Here is a 17,862-nt window from a genome sequence, read left to right as displayed (position 1 = left end):
GGGTTGCCTTCGGCATCGATCACCGTCACCTCGCCCAGGTTCAGCGCACGCACGGCCGCTTCGGTCTGCTTGAGGTCACCCACCACCACCCAGGTCAGGGCCTGCGGCTTGATCTCGGCAGCGGCCTGCTGCACCTGCGCCGGGGTCATCGCCTCGATCTCGGCCTTGCGGCGCAGCACGTAGTCGTCCGGGCGCTTGAACTGCACGATCGAACCGATGGTCGACGCCACCGCGCTGGCGGTCTCGTAGGCACCGGGCAGGCTCAGCGTCTGGATGTTGCGGATGCGGTTCACCTCGTCGGCGGTGGCCGGCTTGCTGCCATCGGCGAACGCGGCGATTTCCTTGCGCATTTCCGCCATCGCCGGACCGGTCTTGTCGATCTGCACCGGCGCGCTGGCCATCCACGGACGCTGGCCCACCGAGTTGACCGCGCTGCTGCGTGCACCGTACGACCAGTGCTTGTCTTCACGCAGGTTCATGTTCAGGCGCGAGGTGAAGTCACCGCCGATGACGCCGTTGGCGATGTCGAAGCGGGTCGAGCTGGCAGCGCTCGAAGGCGCCACCACCTGGCCGGCGAACAGGTTGGCCTGCACCGCGCCCGGCTGGTCGATCAGGAACACGCGCGGGCCCTTCGGCAGCGCTACGTCGGTGGCCGCCTTCACCTGCGGGGCGTCGCCACTGGCCTTCCAGTCGCCCAGCTGCTTGTCCAGCAGCGGCACGATCTCGGCCAGGGTGGTGTCACCGACCACGATCAGGGTGCCGTTCTGCGGGCGCAGCCAGTCGTGGTGGAAGTCGACCAGGTCTTCGCGGGTCAGGCCATTGATCGCCGCTTCGTCACCGCTGCCGGTGAACGGAATGGCATACGGGTGGCCCTTGCCGTACAGCAGCGGCGGCAGCACGCGCATCGCCACCGCACCCGGGTTGACCTTCTCCTGCTGGATGCCGGCGATCCAGCTCGCCTTGACCCGGTCGATCTCGCCCTGCTCGAAGCGCGGCTCACGCAGCAGGTCGCGGTACAGCGCCAGCGACGGTGCAAGGTTTTCCTTCAGCGCCGACAGGTCCACGCTCATCGAATCCAGGCCGGCCGAGGCATCCAGGCTGGCACCCAGTGCGTCGGCGGCATCGGCGAAGGCCAGCGAGCCGAGCTTGCCGGCGCCTTCGGTCATCAGGCTCATGGTGAAGTTGGCGGTGCCCGGCTTGCGGCCCTGGTCGGCGCTGAAGCCGCCCGGGAACTGGTAGCTGAACTGCACCACCGGAATCTCGTGGCGCTCGGCCAGGATCACCTGGGTGCCGTTCTTCAGCGTGGCGCGCTGCAGCGCCGGGAACTTCAACTGCGGGAACTCGCGGGTCTGCGGCACGCCGGCCTTGCGGTCGACCTGCTCGGGCAGGGTGCTGTACTTGGGGTCCACCGCCGGCACGTTGAACGGCTTCGGCGCCTGGCTCGGGTCTTCCTTCAGCGCCACGCGCTCACCCGGTGCGATCACCAGGGTGTGGCTGCCCGTGTCCAGCCACTGCGCGCCCAGCCGGCTCAGATCAGCAGCACTGGCCTTCTCGATGTTGGCCAGCGAGGTGCGGAAGCAGCCCGGGTCGCCGGTGAACACCGCGCACTCCGCCAGTGCATCGGCCTTGCCGCCGAAGCCACCAATGCGCTCGATGCCGCGGATGAAACCGGCGCGGGCACTGGTCTTGGCGCGCTCCAGCTCGGCCGCGGTCGGGCCCTGCTTGATCAGGCGGTCCAGTTCCTCGTCGATGATCTTCTCGACCTTGGCCGGGTCCTGGCCCTGCTTGACCGTCGCCATGATCACGAAGTTCGAACCCAGCTGCGACGTAGACAGGCCCGACGCGATGCTGTCCACCAGCTTGTCCTGGTGCTGCAGGCGCTGGCTCAGGCGCGAGGACTTGGCACCGCCCAGGACCTGCGCGAACAGTTGCAGCTGATCGACATCGGTGGTGCCGACCTGCGGCACGTTCCAGGCGCGGTAGATGCGCGCCTGCGGCACCTTGTCCGTCATCGTCTCGCGCGTGTCGGCGCTGCGCTTGGCCACGTTCACGGCCGGCTGCGCCATGGTCGGGCCGGCCGGGATGGCGCCGAAGTACTTGCCGACCTTTTCCTTGGCGGTGGCCAGGTCGATGTCGCCGGCCAGCACCAGCACCGCGTTGTTCGGGCCGTACCAGGTGCGGAACCAGCTCTTCACGTCATCCAGCGACGCCGCGTTCAGATCGTTCATCGAACCGATCACGCCGTGGTGGTACGGGTGGCCAACCGGGTACAGCGCCTTGTTGAGCTGGTCCCAGGCCTGGCCGTAGGGCTGGTTCTCGCCCTGGCGCTTCTCGTTCTGCACCACGCCACGCTGCTCGTCCAGCGCCGCCTGGTCGATCGCACCGACCAGATGGCCCATACGGTCCGATTCCATCCACAGCGCCATGTCCAGCGCGGTGGTGGGCACGTTCTCGAAGTAGTTGGTGCGGTCGGTATTGGTGGTGCCGTTCTGGTTGGTGGCACCGACCTGCTTGAACGGCTCGAAGAATTCGCCGTCGTGGTTTTCGCTGCCCTGGAACATCAGGTGTTCAAACAGGTGCGCGAAGCCGGTACGGCCCGCCGGCTCGTCCTTGCTGCCCACGTGGTACCAGACATTGACCGCGACGATCGGCGCCTTGCGATCGGTATGCACGATCACGCGCAGGCCGTTGGGCAGGGTGAACTGCTCATACGGGATATCGACCTTCGCCGGTGCGGCCGGCTTGGCCGCCAGCGCATGGGAAGGCACAAGCGTGCCCAGGGCGGTGCTGAGGGCGACGGCCAGCAGTGCAGCGCGCGGGCGAAGGGCGAGAGACATATCCGGATCCTTGGTCACATAGGTGAACCCCGATCCTAGCCTGCGCACGCAGCGGCAGGAATCGGCCAGCAGTCACTGGGGGTGTTTGCCCCTGTGCCCCATCCGCGGTGCCGATCTGCCCTGCCTGACCCGTCACATGCGCCCGCCAGGAACGTCCGGACAGTGTCCGCGGCGCATCGAATGGACAGGTGTCCGCCCACCGGACACTTTCCGACGCAAAAAACCCTTGTAAATCAACAACTAAAAGTTGGCACGGGGATTGCTTGGTACTTCCTGCGCCAGGAAGGGCTTCAGACGAAAGCTGACTGAAGACTGAACAAATGCAGGAAATCGAAAATTCTCCTTGCATGCCCAGAATCGGTGTACTACATTACTACCACACCACTGATCACCAACACTAAACAGGCCCCGTCATGAACGCCAAGACCATTGCCATCGCCATCGCCCTGATCGCCGGCACCGCGGTTGTTTCGTCGGTGCAGGCCTCCGAATCCATCAAGACGCTGTCCACCGTGCAGGTCCGCCCGGCCGCCGACCAGCTGGCCCAGCAGGCCTGGGAACAGGCCAGCGGCATCCCGACCCTGGCCACCGTGGAAGTGCGCCCGAGCGCCGACCAGCTGGCCGAGCGCAGCGGCTACGTCGCCGCCCCGGTTGCGGCCGCGATGCCGATCACCACCCTGGCCTCGGTGGAAGTGCGCCCGAGCCTGGAACAGCGCGTCGCCCTGGCCGCCGAACTGGAAGCCCAGCGCTACGCCGCCACCCTGGCTGCCGCCGCCACCAACGTTGCCCACTCGGTCATCGTCAACCTGCCGGCCTTGCAGGTGCGTCCGAGCGCCGCCGACCTGCAGGCCCTGGCCACCGAAACCGCCCAGGTCCTGCTGCGCCCGTAAGCGGTGCCGCCCTGCCCAGCGCAGGGCGTGCGCCGTAAAGGCGGCCGCCGTCGCAGGTACACTGCGCCGATGAATGCCGCGCCCCAGTTCCACGTGATCCTGTTCCAACCGGAAATCCCGCCCAACACGGGCAATGTGATCCGGCTCTGTGCCAACACCGGCGCGCAGCTGCACCTGGTCGAGCCGCTCGGCTTCGCACTGGAAGACAAGCAGCTCAAGCGCGCCGGGCTGGACTACCACGAGTATTCACGCCTGCAGGTGCACCCCGACCTGGATACCGCGCTGGCGCGGATCGCACCGAAACGGTTGTTCGCCCTGAGTACGCGTGCCAGCGTCCGCTATGACAGCGTGGCCTTTGAAGACGGTGATGCATTCCTGTTCGGCCCCGAAAGCCGCGGCCTGCCGCAGGACGTGCTCGATGCCCTGCCCGATGGCCGCCGCCTGCGCCTGCCGATGCGGCCGGACAACCGCAGCCTCAATCTTTCCAACACCGTTGCCGTGGTGATGTACGAAGCGTGGCGGCAGCACGGGTTTGCCGGCGGGGCGTAGCTCCACGCGTCTCTCTTCTGCCTGATTGTTGCTGTGGCGGGCGCATGCGTTCATGGCGTTACTTTTCTTTCCACGCGGAAAGAAAAGTAACCAAAAGAAACGCGCCGCCGTCTGCGAGCCGGTGCTGCGCACCGGTACCCTGCGCTCCTCGGCCCGCCGGGGGACGGCGCGGAACTCGCTGCGCTCAGACACCCGCGCCTCTTCGCCCCCGCCGGACCTGCGGTGCTCGGCTCGCTTCAAGGCGGACCCAACAGCCGCGCGGTAGATCCACGCCATGCGTGGATGCCCTCCGCCTGGATCAATCAGGAGTGGGCGCCCTTGCGTTGCCCGGGGCGCGTGCACCCTACCTGGCAACGCCGGCCAGCGGCCGGCACTACCGGTGCACTCAGAACGCGTTGATGCCGGTCAGCTCGCGGCCGATCACCAGCTGGTGCACGGTCTCGGTGCCTTCATAGGTGATCACCGATTCCAGGTTCAACGCATGCCGGATCGCCACATGCTCGGTGGTGATCCCAGCCCCACCGAGCAGATCGCGACACTCGCGGGCGATATCGATGGCCATGCGGCAGTTGTTCCACTTGGCCAGGCTGACCTGCTGCGGCTGCAGCTGGCCGGCTTCCTTCAGCCGGCCCAGCTGCAAGGCCAGCAGCTGCGCGGTGGTGATGCGGCGGGCCATCTCGGCCAGCTTGATCTGCGCGCTCTGCGTGGCCGCCAGCGGGCGACCGAACAACACGCGCTCCTTGGCGTAGCCCAGCGCTTCATCCAGGCAGGCAATCGCCGCGCCGATCGGGCCCCAGCTGATGCCATAGCGGGCCTGGGTCAGGCAGCCCAGCGGCCCCTTCAGGCCCTTCACGTTCGGCAGGCGGTGGCTGTCGGGCACGCGCACGTCATCGAAGAACAGCGCACCGGTCAGCGAGGCGCGCAGGCTCATCTTGTGCTTGATTTCCTGCGTGGTGAAGCCGGCCATGCCCTTCTCCAGCACGAAGCCCTGGATACCGTCCTCGGTCTGCGCCCAGACGATGGCCAGATCGGCCACCGGGCCGCTGGTGATCCACATCTTGCTGCCGCTGATGCGCCAGTCACTGCCGTCGCGCACGGCGCGGGTCTTCATGCTGGCCGGGTCGGAACCCCCATGCGCCTCGGTCAGGCCGAAGCAGCCGATCAGCTCGCCGCGCGCCATCGCCGGCAGCCACTGCTGGCGCTGTTCCTCGCTGCCATAGGCGTAGATCGGGTACATGCACAGCGAGCTTTGCACCGAGACGAAGCTGCGCAGGCCCGAATCGCCGCGCTCCAGCTCCTGGCAGATCAGGCCGTAGCTGACCGCGCCGAGGCCACCGCCGCCGTACTCGGTCGGCAGCGTTGCACCCAGCAGGCCCAGTGACGCGATCTCCGGCACCAGTTCAGACGGAAAACGGGCCTGGTCGAAGGCATCGCCGATGATCGGCAGCACGCGCTCGTTGGTGAAGCGGGCGACACTCTCCTGCACCGCACGCTCTTCCTCGTTGAGCAGGGAACGGACATCGAACAGATCGTACGGATGCAAAGCCATGGCACTCACACGCAGTCAGGACCCGGCCATTGTCGGTCATCCGGGCAGCGCGTGCCGACCAGGGTTAGCCCCCACCAGGGCTGAGGCACTACGCTGCGCTGCAGCAATCGTGCGGTGAACGGCGTCTATCTAGCTCGATCACGCGCGTCCCGGTACCCTGACACATTCAAACAACCGTTTCGCCCGTGGCCGCACGCGCGATTCCCAGGCACCGCCGGTGGCCCCGATGCCGGCCCTACCCACGAGTCATGCAATCGATGAGCGCTGAAGCCAACGCCCTGCCCCCGCGTGAAGTAATGGAGTTCGACGTGGTGATCGTCGGCGCCGGCCCCGCCGGCCTGGCCACCGCGATCCGCCTGCGCCAGCGCGCGATCGAAGCCGGCCGCGAGCTGTCGGTGTGCGTGCTGGAAAAGGGCTCCGAACCAGGCGCCCACGTGCTGTCCGGTGCGGTGATGGACCCGCGCGCGCTGACCGAACTGTTCCCGGACTGGGCCGAGCGCGGCGCACCGCTGAAGCAGAAGGTCACCCGCGACGAATTCCTGTTCCTCAGCGAAACCGGCGCACGCAGCACGCCCAACGCGCTGCTGCCGGAGTGCTTCCACAACGAAGGCAACTACATCATCAGCCTGGGTGAAGTGACCCGCTGGCTGGCGCAGCAGGCCGAGGCGCTGGAAGTGGCCATCTTCCCCGGCTTCGCCGCCGCCGAAGTGCTGTACGGCGACAACGGTGAAGTGATCGGCGTGGCCACCGGCGACATGGGCATCGAGAAGGACGGCAGCATCGGCCCGGCGTTCGAACGCGGCATGGCGCTGCAGGCGAAGTACACGATCTTCGCCGAAGGCGCGCGCGGCCACCTCGGCCGCCAGCTGATCGCCCGCTACACGCTGGACGAAGGCAAGGACCCGCAGGCCTACGGCATCGGCATCAAGGAACTGTGGCAGATCGACCCGGCCAAGCATGAGCCGGGCCTGGTGGTGCATGCCGCCGGCTGGCCGCTGGACAGCGATACCTACGGCGGTGCGTTCCTGTACCACGCCGACGGCGGCAAGGTCGCCATCGGCTACGTGGTCGGCCTGGACTACAAGAATCCGTGGCTGAGCCCGTTCGAGGAATTCCAGCGCTTCAAGACACATCCGTCCATCCGCAAGCACCTGGAGGGTGGCACCCGCATCGGTTACGGCGCGCGTGCGATCACCGCCGGTGGCCTGCTGTCGCTGCCCAAGACGGTGTTCCCGGGTGGCGCACTGGTCGGCTGCGAGGCCGGCTACCTCAACGCCAGCCGCATCAAGGGCAGCCACGCGGCGATCAAGACCGGCATGCTGTGCGCCGACGCCGCGTTCGACGCGCTGGCCGCCGACCGCCAGCACGATGAACTGAGCGCCTACCCGAAGGCATTCGAAGCCAGCTGGCTGTTCACCGAACTGCAGCAGGCCAAGAACTTCAAGCAGTGGTTCAAGAAGGGCCAGACCGTGGCCACGCTGATGACCGGCGTGGAGCAGTGGCTGCTGCCCAAGCTGGGCGTGCGCAATCCGCCGTGGACGCTGCACCGCACCCAGCCGGATCATGTCTGCCTGGAACCGGCGTCCAAGCACACCCGCATCGCCTACCCCAAGCCCGATGGCGTGCTGACCTTCGATCGTCTCAGCTCGGTGTTCCTGAGCAGCACCAACCACGACGAGAACCAGCCCAGCCACCTGACGCTGAAGGATCCGAGCATTCCGGTGAAGGTGAACCTGGCCGAATACGCCGGTCCGGAAGCGCGCTACTGCCCGGCCGGCGTGTACGAGTTCGTCGGCGAAGCCGACAGCGCGCGGCTGCAGATCAACGCGCAGAACTGCGTGCACTGCAAGACCTGCGACATCAAGGACCCCACCCAGAACATCGTCTGGGTGACCCCGCAGGGCGGCGGCGGCCCGAACTATTCGGGCATGTGATTGCTCCGGGCTGCGACGGCGTGTCGCAGCCCGCCTGCCCCGCAGCGTCGCTATCCTGCCCGCCCATGCGCGCTTTCTGCCTGCCCATCACCGTTGTCGTGGCCCTGGCGGCCACGGCCTGCCAGCGCCCGCCTGCGGCTCCGGCCACGCCGGAACAGGCGCACCAGCAGGCCATGCAGCGCGCGTTTGAACTGTGTGCCGGCTGCCACACCGTACAGCCCGGCGGCATCCACCGCTTCGGGCCGAACCTGCACGGCGTGATCGGTCGTCGCGCCGGCAGCCTGCCCGACTACGGCTACTCCGAGGGCATGCGCCGCGCCGACATCACCTGGACCGCGCAGACCCTGGATGCGTTCCTGCAGTCGCCCACCCACGTGGTGCCCGGCACGCGCATGTACAACGCTTTCCCCAGCGCCGAACGCCGCGCGCTGGTGATCGCCTACCTGCAGCAGCAGCCGGCTCAGTGAGCCAGGCGCTGCAGTTGCTGCTGCAGCCGCGCGACGAACCCCGCCACCGCCTCGAACAACGGCTCCGGATCGGTCTCGGCTGCGTCCTGCAGGCGCTCGACCAGGGCATTGGCCTGCCCGGCCAGCACCGTCGCCCCCACCGCACCCAATCCACCGGCCTGGCGATGCAGGTGCAGTGCGGCAGACATGCGGTCACCGGCCTGCACGGCGCGCCGTACGCCCGCCAGATCACCTTCGCTGGCCTGCAACAGGCTGTCGCGCAGCTGCTCGGCCACCGCGCGCGAGCCGAAGCGCCGCTGCAGGCTGTCCAGATCGGGCAGCGTCCCACCATCGTCGGCAGCGGACTCGGCCAGCTCCTCAAACGACTGTCCCTGCGCCTGCGGCAACCAGCGCAGCAGCGCGGTACGCAGCGTGGCCAGTGACAACGGCTTGGCCAGCACTTCGTCCATGCCGGCCTCACGGCAACGACGCGCATCGTCGTCCAGCACACTGGCGGTCAGCGCCAGTACGGTCAGCCGCGGCTGGCCGTTGCGGCCCTCGCGTTCGCGCAGCAGGCGGGTGAATGCGAAGCCATCCAGCACCGGCATCCGGCAATCGGTGATGACCAGATCGAACGGCTCCGACGCCAACCGATCCAGCCCCTGCTGGCCATCGCCGACCAGCACATGCGGCACGCCCAGTTGCTGCAGGCGCCAGGCCATCATCGCCTGGTTGGTCGGATGATCTTCGATCACCAGCACGCGTGCCTCGCGCAGCGCCGGCGGCAGTAGCGCCGCTTGTTCCTGCTCAGCGACCAACACTTCAACATCACCACTGCTGGCTTCCACCAGCGACAGCCGCACCTCGGCGCGGGTGCCCTCACCCAGCGTGCTGTGCAGCTCCAGCTCGCCATCCATCATCTGCACCAGGCGCTGGCAGATGCTCAGGCCCAGGCCGGTACCACCATGGTCGCGCTGGATATACGCACCGGCCTGGGTGAACGGCGCAAACAGGTGCTGCAGCTTTTCCGGTGCGATGCCGATGCCGGTGTCGGTGACGCTCAGGCACAGCGGCTGGCTGCCGTCCTCGGCGGTCGGCCCCAGCACTTCCAGCTGCAGCCGCACTTCGCCGCGCACGGTGAACTTGATGGCGTTGCTGAGCAGGTTGAACACGATCTGACGCAGGCGCACACCATCCACTTCGTGCGCGGCCGCCAGCTGCGGGTCGATCTGCACGTGCAGGTCCAGCTCACGCGCACTGGCCTGCGCCGACAACAACCGGCACACGCTTTCCAGCAATGGCCGCAGCGGCTGCGGCACCGGTTCCAGGCACAGCGCGCCGGCCTCCAGCCGCGAGTAATCGAGGATGTCGTCGAGGATCTGCCGTAGCATCTGCGCCGAATCCTCGATCACCCCCAGGATGCGCTGCTGCTCGGCATCCAGCGGCGAATGCGCCAGCACCTCCAGCATGCCCAGCACGCCACTCATCGGCGTGCGGATCTCATGGCTCATGGTTGCCAGGAAACGCGACTTCGCTTCCGCGGCCTGTTCGGCGTCGGCCTTGGCCGCAGTCAGGGCCTCGGCCTGCGCACGCGCCTCGCTGACATCCACCCAGTAACCACTCCAGGTCACCGCACCTGCTTCGGCCGCATAGGGATGGGCCTGGCTGCGCACCCAGCGCGCGCCGGCACCTTCAGGTCGCAGCCGGAATTCCAGAATGAGCGGTGCGAACTGGCGCGCCGCCTGCTCGACCGCATGCAGGATGTGCTCGCGGTCGTCTTCCTCGATGCGCTCCAGCAGGCACGTTGCATCCTGTTCGGCCTGCTGCCGGCTGATTCCGAACAACGCCTGCAGGTCACCGGCGATGAACGGGAAGCTGAGGGTTCCGTCTGCCGCACGGCGCGCCTGATAGACCACGGCGGGCAGGTTGTCGGTGACTTCGGCCAGGCGCTGTTCCAGATGACGTCGCCCGGCCACCTCGCGGCGCAGCCGCCAATGCCCGATGGCGTGCACCAGCAGCGCGGTGAGCAGCACCAGCAGCAGCGGCACGCCCCAGCGCGCCACGCGGGTCCAGTCGAGCCCGTTGCGATATTCGACGGCCAGCCAGTCGCCGCGCAGGGCCTCGCGCTGGCGTGGGGTCATCTGCAGCAGCAGGCGGTCGAAAGTAGTGGCCAGGGCGGCATGGCGGCGCTCGACAGCCAGCACCAGCTGATCGTTGAAGCCAGCCGGTGCGGCCACCTGCAGGCGCCCCGGGAAGCGGCTGCGCAGCAGATGGTCAACCACGGCCAGATTGCCTACATAGGCATCGGCGTCGCCATTGATCAGGCGCTGCAGGGCCTGTTCCGCGCTGCGCGCCGCGATGATCCGGGCCTGCGGTGCCTGCTGCAGCACATAGCCACGCACACGCTCCGGATCGGACAGCAGCACCCGCCTGCCCTGCAGGTCGGACAGGCCCAGCAGCGCCGGGCTGTCACGCTGGCTGACGATCACGTTCGGCACGCTGATGAAGGGCTGGCTGAACACCCAGTCCGGGCCCAGGTAGCGCGAATCGGCAGGAATGCCCATTACCGCCTGCAGCTCGCCGCGGCGTGCCTTCTCGCGCACCTCGTACCAGTCATGGCTGTTTTCCACCTGCAGGTTGGCGCCGGCCTGCAGCAAACGCCGCAGGTATTCGCTGGCCAGGCCGCTGGGTCTGCCATCCTGGTCCGCGAACGACAGCGGCGCCGCGTTCGGCGCGAAGCCGATCTTCAACGGCTGCTCCAATACCCGCTTCTCGGCCTGGCTCAGCGCCAGCTGTGCCGATGCCGACCACCGCGGAGGTGGCAGCCAGCGCTGCACCAGCGCATCGCGCTGGGCCTGGCTGGTCGCGGCCAGCGCCAGGTCCAACGCTTCGGCCAGCGGCTGCTTGCTGTTGGGAATGCCGAAGTGCAGCCGTTCGGGCGGCAGATCGCTGGGGCGCAGCAGCACGACCCCCTGCAGGTCCTCGCGGGCGATCAGTTCGGTGGCTACGTACGCATTGCCGATGTAAACGTCAGCCTTGTCGTCTCTGACCATCTCCAGCGCCGCCAGCGAGCTGTTTGCGACAAGCTGTCGTGCCCGGGGGAAGCGCGCCCGCACCTGCGGGCCGGTCAGGAAGTCCTGCTCGATCACCACCCGCAGTCCATCCAGGTCGGGGATGTCGGAGGCACGCAGGTCATCCGGGCGTCCCACCAGGGCCAGCGGCGCCTCGCCATAGGCGGCGGTATAGACCATGCAGCGGGTGAGGTCGGCACTGAGACCGACATTCATCACCACGTCGATCTCACCACGACATGCCGCGTCCAGCACGGATGTCCAGTCGGAATAGCGCCTCGCCTCGACCTTCATGCCTAGCTGACGGGCGAGAAGCGACAGATAATCGGGTCCGAGGCCGACCTGCTGGCCATCACGGAGGGACTCGAACGGCGGCCAGCCACTGTCATACTGGCCCACGACGATGCTCGGATGCGCGGCAACGTACTCGCGCTGCAGCGGGGTGAGCGGCAACGGTCCAGGCACCGCCTGTGCCAGCGCTGCAGGCAACGCCAGCACGGCCAGCAGCAGGACCAGCCCGCGAACAGCCCAGCTACGCATCGGCGTCGATCTCCTAGAATCTGCCAGGAGCCGCGATGGTCGCGGCCCGGCCTGCCCGGTGGTCATACTAGAGCATGAGCTTGCGCATCATCATCGCAGACGACCACCCGGTGGTCCGTATCGGTACCCGCGCCGTCATCGAATCGAGCGGGGTTGGCCGCGTGGTCGGCGAAGCCGACAGTGCACAGGCGCTGATGGCCCTGCTTGGCAGCCAGCCCTGCGACCTGCTGGTGACCGACTACTCCATGCCCGGCAGCCCACAGGCCGACGGCTTCGCCATGATCGGCATGATCCGCCGGCGCCATCCCGACCTGCCTGTACTGATGCTCAGTGTCTCCAACAATCTGGCGATCCTGCGCATGGTGCTCGACAGCGGCGTGCTCGGCCTGGTCGACAAGAGTTCGTCGATGGACGAACTGCCGCAGGCCATCCAGTCGGTCTACCGGGGCCAGCCCTACATCAGCCGAAGCCTGCGCGAGCGGGTCGAGGCCGCCGGCAGCTGGCGCATGCGCGAGGGCGACGGCAAGCCGCTGTCGCCACGCGAAGTGGAGGTGCTGCGGCTGCTGGGCACCGGCATGACCGTGAAGGAAATCTCGCTGCAGCTGCACAAGAGCGTCAGCACCATCAGCCGGCAGAAGGGTGACGCCATGCTCAAACTGGGCCTGAAGGGCGACGCCGAGCTGTTCGATTACCTGCGCGACGGCAATATCTGAGAGCCAGATCACAAAGAAGGGCATCTGCCACCGCCCTCTTTGACCCGCCGCCGATCTGTGCCAAGATGGCCCGGCATGAGTTCTCAATGCGAGGTCGAAGGAATCGACCGGCTCATGTCCTCGCTCCCGTCCCTGGTGGATGGGGTGCGGTTTCCTGCCGGCCGTCTGGCCCGGCAACGCTGACCATGGAGAGGCGCATGCATCATTCCCCCAAGCTACGTTGGACCCTGCCGGTGCGACCCCTGCGCGCATTCGCGGCGTGCCTGCTCGTCTCTCTTTCCGCTGCCGCCTGCAGCGCCGCCGATCCGGCCCCCTCGTCCTCCCAGCCCGGCGCTCCTGCGCAGGCTGCCAATGCGCCCCGACAGGATGTTGCCCCGATGCAGACCCCCACCCCCGATGCCGCCGTCACCCCGCCCGACGCGCCGACCGTCATGTATTTCACCTACCAGGTGGACGGCGATGGCGCGACCTCCTATGAGGTCCAGAACGGCAGCGTGGCGACCTTCTGGTTCGGCCACACCTTCACCCTCGATGGCACCACGTACTACACGGGTTTCTCCTGGGATACCCGCGAGCACTACGGCAAGCCGGGCGAGCAGACGCCGGCCGGTCCGGATGACCGCGCCAACCTCGCCGAGGCCACCTTCGTGCTGGCCGGCACCGACGCCAGGAAGCCATGGAAGTTCCGTGGCCAGGAATGGACCATCGGCGCACTGGGCGCATACGACAAGGCCGACGATGTCGATACCCGGCGCAAGCCACTTGAACATCGCACCGCCGACGGCCGCCTGCTGCTGGCGGTGCCGACCCGCAGCTTCGACCGCGGCATCAGCAGCACCGGCTATGCGCTGCTGCTGTTCAACCCCAAGCGCAGCGAAGACGACGTGGACAGCAAGGTCTGGCGCTATGTCGGCTCGGTGCGCACCGGTGAGGACAACAGCGCGGCCTGCGACGAAGGCAACGTGATGCCCTGCACCGGCAGCGACGGCGAACTGGCCTTCGCTGCCGAGGGCAACGGCCTGCCGCGCCTGACCGTGACCTTCAAGGGCACCACCATCGAAGGCCCCGGCAAGACCCGCGCACTGGGTTCCAGCGACGCCGTGCACTACACCTTCGACAGCGCGACCCAGCAGTACGTCGCGCCCTGATAGCACCCGCCACGCGCGGGTTCCCTGTTGACCGACATGTTCTTGACTCACGGATGAGTCCGGTTGGCGATTCGCGGCATGCGCCGCTCCATCAACCCCGAGGAAAACGTCATGGCACAGCATGACTACAGCAGAAAGGAAGTCCTGGACATCGTCGAGCAGGTCGCCCGGCAGAAAGGCATTCCGGTCGATGACTTCATGCGCTTCGCGCACATCGAGACGGGCGGCACCTTCAACGAGCGCGCCCACAACACCTCGTCCGGCGCCAAGGGCCTGTTCCAGTTCGTGCCCGGCTCCGCGCGCCAGTACCACCTGACCGGCCACGAGTTCGACCCCACCCGCAACACCGAGGCGGCCGCGCAGATGTACCAGGACAACCTGGACTCGATGGCGCGCCGCAACGAGCGCACCGGCAACCCGTACCTGTCCGGTGGCAACACGCCCACCGGCCTGGACCTGTACCTGGCCCACCAGCAGGGCAGCGCCGGCTATGGCTCGGTGCAGACCGCCATTGCCACCGGCACCTTCGGCGTGGTGCGCAACAGCCACGGCGAAGAGATCAACATGCGCCGCAACGTGCTGAACCAGATCGGTTCCGACGCGAAGGCGCTGACCGGCCACACCCTGGCCGAGATGCGCGGCATGAACGATGGTGACCTGGCGCGGACGTTCTCCAGCTACTACATCCACAAGTACGCGGCGATCAGCATTCCGGAAAAGAACATCGAACCGCAGGCGGTGGCGCAGGGCCAGGGCCAGACCGCGGCAGCGCCCGCACAGGTCAGCGCAGCCGTAGCGGCCGGTGCTGCCACGTTGGCGGCAACCGCAACAGCCGCTGCCGCGCCGAAGCCGGGCATCGAACTGCAGGCCGCCTACGAGGCCGGCGTGAAGTACGACCACGTCAAGTACGCCATCAACATCCCGGGTCACGCGCTGTACGTGCCGGGCAAGACCGGCAAGAACGTGGAGCAGGGTTACATCGACTGTTCCGGTTGGGTCGGCACGCTGCAGAACCGGACCATGGACGAGATCAACCAGAAGGCCGGGCATGCGGTGTTCAGCAAGGCTGATCGCATCGACCTGGGCAACCTGGGTTCCGGCGGCATCGTGCGCAAGGCGTTCGACCAGTCCGGCGTGCTGCTGGACCGCGACGCGATCCTGAAGCCCGATGCGCTGAAGGAAGGCATGATCATCGGCCTGGATACGGCCAAGACCCGCCATGAGCACTGGAACGGCATCGACCACATTGTGATGGTGGTGCGCGACCCCAACACCGACAAGCTGCTGATCAGCCAGTCCACCGGCAGCAAGGGCGTGCACACCATGCCGGTCGAGGACTACCTCAAGCAGGTGAAGGAGCACCCGAACTGGAAGCTGTACGCCTCCGATCCGCTGTCCAAGGCGCGCGACCTGCTGGAAAACCGCACCCAGTCGCACGAGCAGACACAGGGCAAGCCTGCGGCCGAGCACAAGGCCGCTGCCACCCCGCACGCCGAACTGTACAAGCAGGGTGCGCACAGCGAGGGCGTGCGCAGGGTGCAGGAGCAGCTGGGCCACCTCGGCTACGTCGGTGCCGACGGCAAGCCGCTGGTCGAGGATGGCCGCTTCGGCCGCAACACCGACGCGGCGGTGCGCCAGCTGCAGAAAGACAACGGCCTGGTGGCCGACGGCATTGTCGGGGCGAAGACCCTGGAGGCGATCAAGGACGCCCGCGAACGGCCGTTGCTGAACGACGAGCGGCACCCGCGCAATCCATTGTTCATCCAGGCCAGCAAGGGTCTGGAACTGATGCCGGCAGGCACCTTCAAGGATCGCCACGCGCTGGAAAGCGCCGCTGCGGCCCTGACCAAGGAGGCGCATGCCGCCGGCCTGCAGCGCATCGACACGGTGGTGCCGAGCCCGAACGGTGAGCGCCTGTTTGCCGTGCAGGGCACGATCGGTGACCCCGCCGCCAGCCGCGTGGCGGTGGATACCCGTGCCGCCAGCGAGCAGAGCCTTGCGCTCAGCAGTGGTGCCGTGCAGGGTGCGCCCAACGTGCTGCACCAGCAGCAGGATGCCCAGCAGGAGCAGGCCCGGCAGGCACAGAAGGCGATGGGCATCTAAGCCCGCAGCGCCTTGGGAGAGAAGGGAGGGGCCACGTCCGCGTGGCCTTTTCCCTTTCTGCCAGCTGAGCGGCCGAGGCCGCTTTCAGCCTCGCTTCATGCCACCTGCCGCTAGATGAATGCGCAAGCCGCACGGTGGACCAGGCAATGTTCCGGCAACGTTGGAACGCCAGCGTGGACACCACGGCAGCCGGGGCGCCCCGCGCCCTCCCTGCCCAGCGTGGCATGCACCTCACAGGAGAACTTACATGCTCAGTACTTCCGCACTCAGCTTCCGTGGTCTGGCGATGGCTCTGGCACTGGTGGCCGGTGTGGCCGTGGTCAGCGATGCCAGCGCGATGTCGAGGAAGGACAAGCGCACCCTGGTCGGCGCCGTGGTCGGTGGCGTGGCCGGCAACCTGCTCTCCAACGGCGATCCTGCCGCCACCGTGGGCGGCGCCGTGGCCGGCGGGGCGATCGGCAACCTGACCACCTCCGACCGCCGCGACCGTCGTTACTACGACAATCGCCGTTACGACGACCGCTACGATCGCCGTTACGACCGTGGCTACTACCGCAGCGGCTACTACGACCGTGGCAACGATCGTCGCTGGCAGCGCGAGCGCTACTACGACAACCGCTACTACCACGACCGCGGCCGCCATCGCGGCTGGTAAGAAGCGCGGCAGCATCACCGCAGCTGATGCACGGACGGGCGGGTCGATGACCCGCCCGTTTGCGTTGGCCGCGTGCATGGCGTTGAATGCGCAGCCTTGGATGTGACTTTCCCCACCGGGGCTGCGGCATGAATTCTTCTTCCCACCGCGTGCAGGGCCTCAACAACGACGAGGTCGCTGCCGACTGGCCACCGATCAGCGCGGCGGACATCGCGTGGCTGCGCCGGCGTTATCCGCAGCTGGGCGAGCACAGCCAACCGCACTGGCACAGCCCCCGACCGCTGTCGGCCGCCGCCATCGTCGACGGCGTGGACGGCGCGCTGTTCATCAAGCGCCACCACCACAGCGTGCGCAGTGCGGCCTGCCTGGAAGAAGAACACCACTTCATCGCCCATCTCGCCGCCGCCGGCGTGCCGGTAGTACAGGTGCTGCCGGCCACCGATGGCCACACTGCCGTCGAGCATGGCGAATGGACCTTCGAGCTGCATGCGGTTGGCGTCGGTGAGGACCTGTATCGCGACGCGGTGTCGTGGTCGCTGCTGACCGATATCGCGCAGGCCCGTGAAGCCGGACGCGCACTCGCACAGCTGCACCGTGCCGCCGCCAGCTACCACGCGCCCCAGCGCAGCACCCATGTGCTGGTCGCGCGCGACGATCTGATCCGCGCCGACGATCCGGTCGCGGCCATCAAGGCAGGACTGCACGAGCGCCCCGGGCTGGCCCGCTATCTCGCGCGCATTCCGTGGGAAGCGCAGCTGCAGCGTGACGTGTTGCCGTGGCATGCCGGCCTGGCCAAGCGCCTGCGCGACGAGCCGCGGCTGTGGGCCCACAACGACTGGCATGTTTCCAACCTGCTGTGGCGCGATGGGCAGATCAGCACCGTGCTGGATTTCGGCCTGGCCTCGCCCACCAGCGCACTGTTCGACCTCGCCACCGCGATCGAGCGCAACGCGGTGGCGTGGCTGGAGCTGGAGCGCGGCATGGAGGCGGTGCGCATCGATATCGCGCTGGCCCTGCTCGACGGCTACCGCCAGGTACTGCCGCTGTCGGCGGCACGCGTGCACCTGCTGGCCGACCTGCTGCCGATGGTCCATTTCGACTTCGCACTGTCCGAAGTGGAGTACTTCGAAGGTGTCACCGGCTCGACCGCGAATGCCGACGTGGCGTGGCAGCCCTTCATGCTGGGGCACCCGACGTGGTTCCACAGCGCGCCGGGACAGGCACTGCTGCAGGCCCTGCACGCGGCAGCCTGAAGGGCGCCGGCTCGCAAATCCGTACCATTTGTAGTGAAATGGTCACCTGAAGCGGGGGTGCCTGGATCTGCCAGGCTGAGAGAGTCCCTTGGAACCTGATCCGGTTTGCACCGGCGTAGGGAGCTTTGAGCCGCAGCCACACCCCCGTCATGGGCCGGTGCACCTGCGCGCCGT

At 67.5% G+C, this 17,862-nt stretch carries 12 protein-coding genes and 1 riboswitch; of the genes, 9 read left to right on the top strand and 3 right to left on the bottom strand.

The annotated features are described in order from the left end of the window. Nucleotides 1-2,837, bottom strand: a 2,837-nt coding sequence (locus tag N5D45_RS18095) for a pitrilysin family protein (RefSeq protein ID WP_279939410.1), incomplete at its 3' end; no start/stop codon positions are given. 413 nt (nucleotides 2,838-3,250) lie between these two features. Between N5D45_RS18095 and N5D45_RS18090 the strand changes: the two genes are divergently transcribed. Together N5D45_RS18090 and N5D45_RS18085 are read left to right on the top strand one after the other, a co-directional pair. Then, complete coding sequence (locus tag N5D45_RS18090) at nucleotides 3,251-3,727, top strand: hypothetical protein (RefSeq protein WP_010487121.1); 477 nt, start codon at nucleotides 3,251-3,253, stop codon at nucleotides 3,725-3,727. 69 nt (nucleotides 3,728-3,796) lie between these two features. Further along, the gene (locus tag N5D45_RS18085; RefSeq protein WP_005407625.1) at nucleotides 3,797-4,276 is read left to right on the top strand and encodes a tRNA (cytidine(34)-2'-O)-methyltransferase; all 480 of its coding nucleotides are present in this window, start codon (nucleotides 3,797-3,799) and stop codon (nucleotides 4,274-4,276) included. Nucleotides 4,277-4,661: 385 nt separating this feature from the next. Here N5D45_RS18085 and N5D45_RS18080 read toward each other — a convergent pair whose 3' ends face one another. Beyond that, nucleotides 4,662-5,825 (bottom strand): acyl-CoA dehydrogenase family protein, encoded by a 1,164-nt coding sequence (locus tag N5D45_RS18080; protein WP_057504116.1) that lies wholly within the window; start codon nucleotides 5,823-5,825, stop codon nucleotides 4,662-4,664. A gap of 257 nt (nucleotides 5,826-6,082) precedes the next feature. On the opposite strand from N5D45_RS18080, the gene N5D45_RS18075 reads away from it, so the two are divergent. Together N5D45_RS18075 and N5D45_RS18070 are read left to right on the top strand one after the other, a co-directional pair. After that, the gene (locus tag N5D45_RS18075; RefSeq protein ID WP_019338386.1) at nucleotides 6,083-7,759 is read left to right on the top strand and encodes an electron transfer flavoprotein-ubiquinone oxidoreductase; all 1,677 of its coding nucleotides are present in this window, start codon (nucleotides 6,083-6,085) and stop codon (nucleotides 7,757-7,759) included. Nucleotides 7,760-7,824: 65 nt separating this feature from the next. Then, on the top strand, nucleotides 7,825-8,226 hold the full coding sequence (locus tag N5D45_RS18070; protein ID WP_019338385.1) for a c-type cytochrome: 402 nt from the start codon (nucleotides 7,825-7,827) through the stop codon (nucleotides 8,224-8,226). Here N5D45_RS18070 and N5D45_RS18065 read toward each other — a convergent pair. Further along, complete coding sequence (locus N5D45_RS18065; RefSeq protein ID WP_164192529.1) at nucleotides 8,220-11,816, bottom strand: transporter substrate-binding domain-containing protein; 3,597 nt, start codon at nucleotides 11,814-11,816, stop codon at nucleotides 8,220-8,222. The two genes, N5D45_RS18070 and N5D45_RS18065, sit on opposite strands and share 7 nt — an antisense overlap. 74 nt (nucleotides 11,817-11,890) lie before the next feature. Between N5D45_RS18065 and N5D45_RS18060 the strand changes: the two genes are divergently transcribed. The 5 genes from N5D45_RS18060 (at nucleotide 11,891) to N5D45_RS18040 (ending at nucleotide 17,688) form a co-directional block, all read left to right on the top strand. Continuing rightward, the gene (locus tag N5D45_RS18060; RefSeq protein ID WP_010487129.1) at nucleotides 11,891-12,529 is read left to right on the top strand and encodes a response regulator transcription factor; all 639 of its coding nucleotides are present in this window, start codon (nucleotides 11,891-11,893) and stop codon (nucleotides 12,527-12,529) included. Between the two features lie 377 nt (nucleotides 12,530-12,906). Further along, the gene (locus N5D45_RS18055; RefSeq protein WP_010487130.1) at nucleotides 12,907-13,677 is read left to right on the top strand and encodes a hypothetical protein; all 771 of its coding nucleotides are present in this window, start codon (nucleotides 12,907-12,909) and stop codon (nucleotides 13,675-13,677) included. A gap of 111 nt (nucleotides 13,678-13,788) precedes the next feature. Then, complete coding sequence (locus N5D45_RS18050) at nucleotides 13,789-15,780, top strand: peptidoglycan-binding protein (protein ID WP_029380126.1); 1,992 nt, start codon at nucleotides 13,789-13,791, stop codon at nucleotides 15,778-15,780. Nucleotides 15,781-16,027: 247 nt separating this feature from the next. Further along, nucleotides 16,028-16,435, top strand: coding sequence for a glycine zipper 2TM domain-containing protein (locus tag N5D45_RS18045; protein ID WP_005407617.1), 408 nt, complete (start codon nucleotides 16,028-16,030; stop codon nucleotides 16,433-16,435). 128 nt (nucleotides 16,436-16,563) lie between these two features. Continuing rightward, nucleotides 16,564-17,688 (top strand): phosphotransferase, encoded by a 1,125-nt coding sequence (locus tag N5D45_RS18040; RefSeq protein ID WP_279939403.1) that lies wholly within the window; start codon nucleotides 16,564-16,566, stop codon nucleotides 17,686-17,688. Nucleotides 17,689-17,731: 43 nt separating this feature from the next. Further along, a riboswitch (TPP riboswitch) is annotated at nucleotides 17,732-17,827 on the top strand. The last annotated feature ends 35 nt before the right edge of the window (nucleotides 17,828-17,862 follow it).

The sequence above is a fragment of the Stenotrophomonas sp. GD03819 genome, from assembly GCF_029841665.1.
GTDB classification, from domain to species: Bacteria; Pseudomonadota; Gammaproteobacteria; order Xanthomonadales; family Xanthomonadaceae; genus Stenotrophomonas; species Stenotrophomonas geniculata.
Note: the sequence above shows the minus strand (reverse complement) of the source record. Positions and strands in the feature narration are given on the sequence as shown.

Bases quoted from the DNA above. Each gene is read 5' to 3' on its own strand.
- N5D45_RS18090 (WP_010487121.1), top strand. From the start codon at position 3,251: ATGAACGCCAAGACCATTGCCATCGCCATCGCCCTGATCGCCGGCACC.
- N5D45_RS18085 (WP_005407625.1), top strand. From the start codon at position 3,797: ATGAATGCCGCGCCCCAGTTCCACGTGATCCTGTTCCAACCGGAAATC.
- N5D45_RS18080 (WP_057504116.1), bottom strand. From the start codon at position 5,825: ATGGCTTTGCATCCGTACGATCTGTTCGATGTCCGTTCCCTGCTCAAC.
- N5D45_RS18075 (WP_019338386.1), top strand. From the start codon at position 6,083: ATGAGCGCTGAAGCCAACGCCCTGCCCCCGCGTGAAGTAATGGAGTTC.
- N5D45_RS18070 (WP_019338385.1), top strand. From the start codon at position 7,825: ATGCGCGCTTTCTGCCTGCCCATCACCGTTGTCGTGGCCCTGGCGGCC.
- N5D45_RS18065 (WP_164192529.1), bottom strand. From the start codon at position 11,816: ATGCGTAGCTGGGCTGTTCGCGGGCTGGTCCTGCTGCTGGCCGTGCTG.
- N5D45_RS18060 (WP_010487129.1), top strand. From the start codon at position 11,891: ATGAGCTTGCGCATCATCATCGCAGACGACCACCCGGTGGTCCGTATC.
- N5D45_RS18055 (WP_010487130.1), top strand. From the start codon at position 12,907: ATGCAGACCCCCACCCCCGATGCCGCCGTCACCCCGCCCGACGCGCCG.
- N5D45_RS18050 (WP_029380126.1), top strand. From the start codon at position 13,789: ATGGCACAGCATGACTACAGCAGAAAGGAAGTCCTGGACATCGTCGAG.
- N5D45_RS18045 (WP_005407617.1), top strand. From the start codon at position 16,028: ATGCTCAGTACTTCCGCACTCAGCTTCCGTGGTCTGGCGATGGCTCTG.
- N5D45_RS18040 (WP_279939403.1), top strand. From the start codon at position 16,564: ATGAATTCTTCTTCCCACCGCGTGCAGGGCCTCAACAACGACGAGGTC.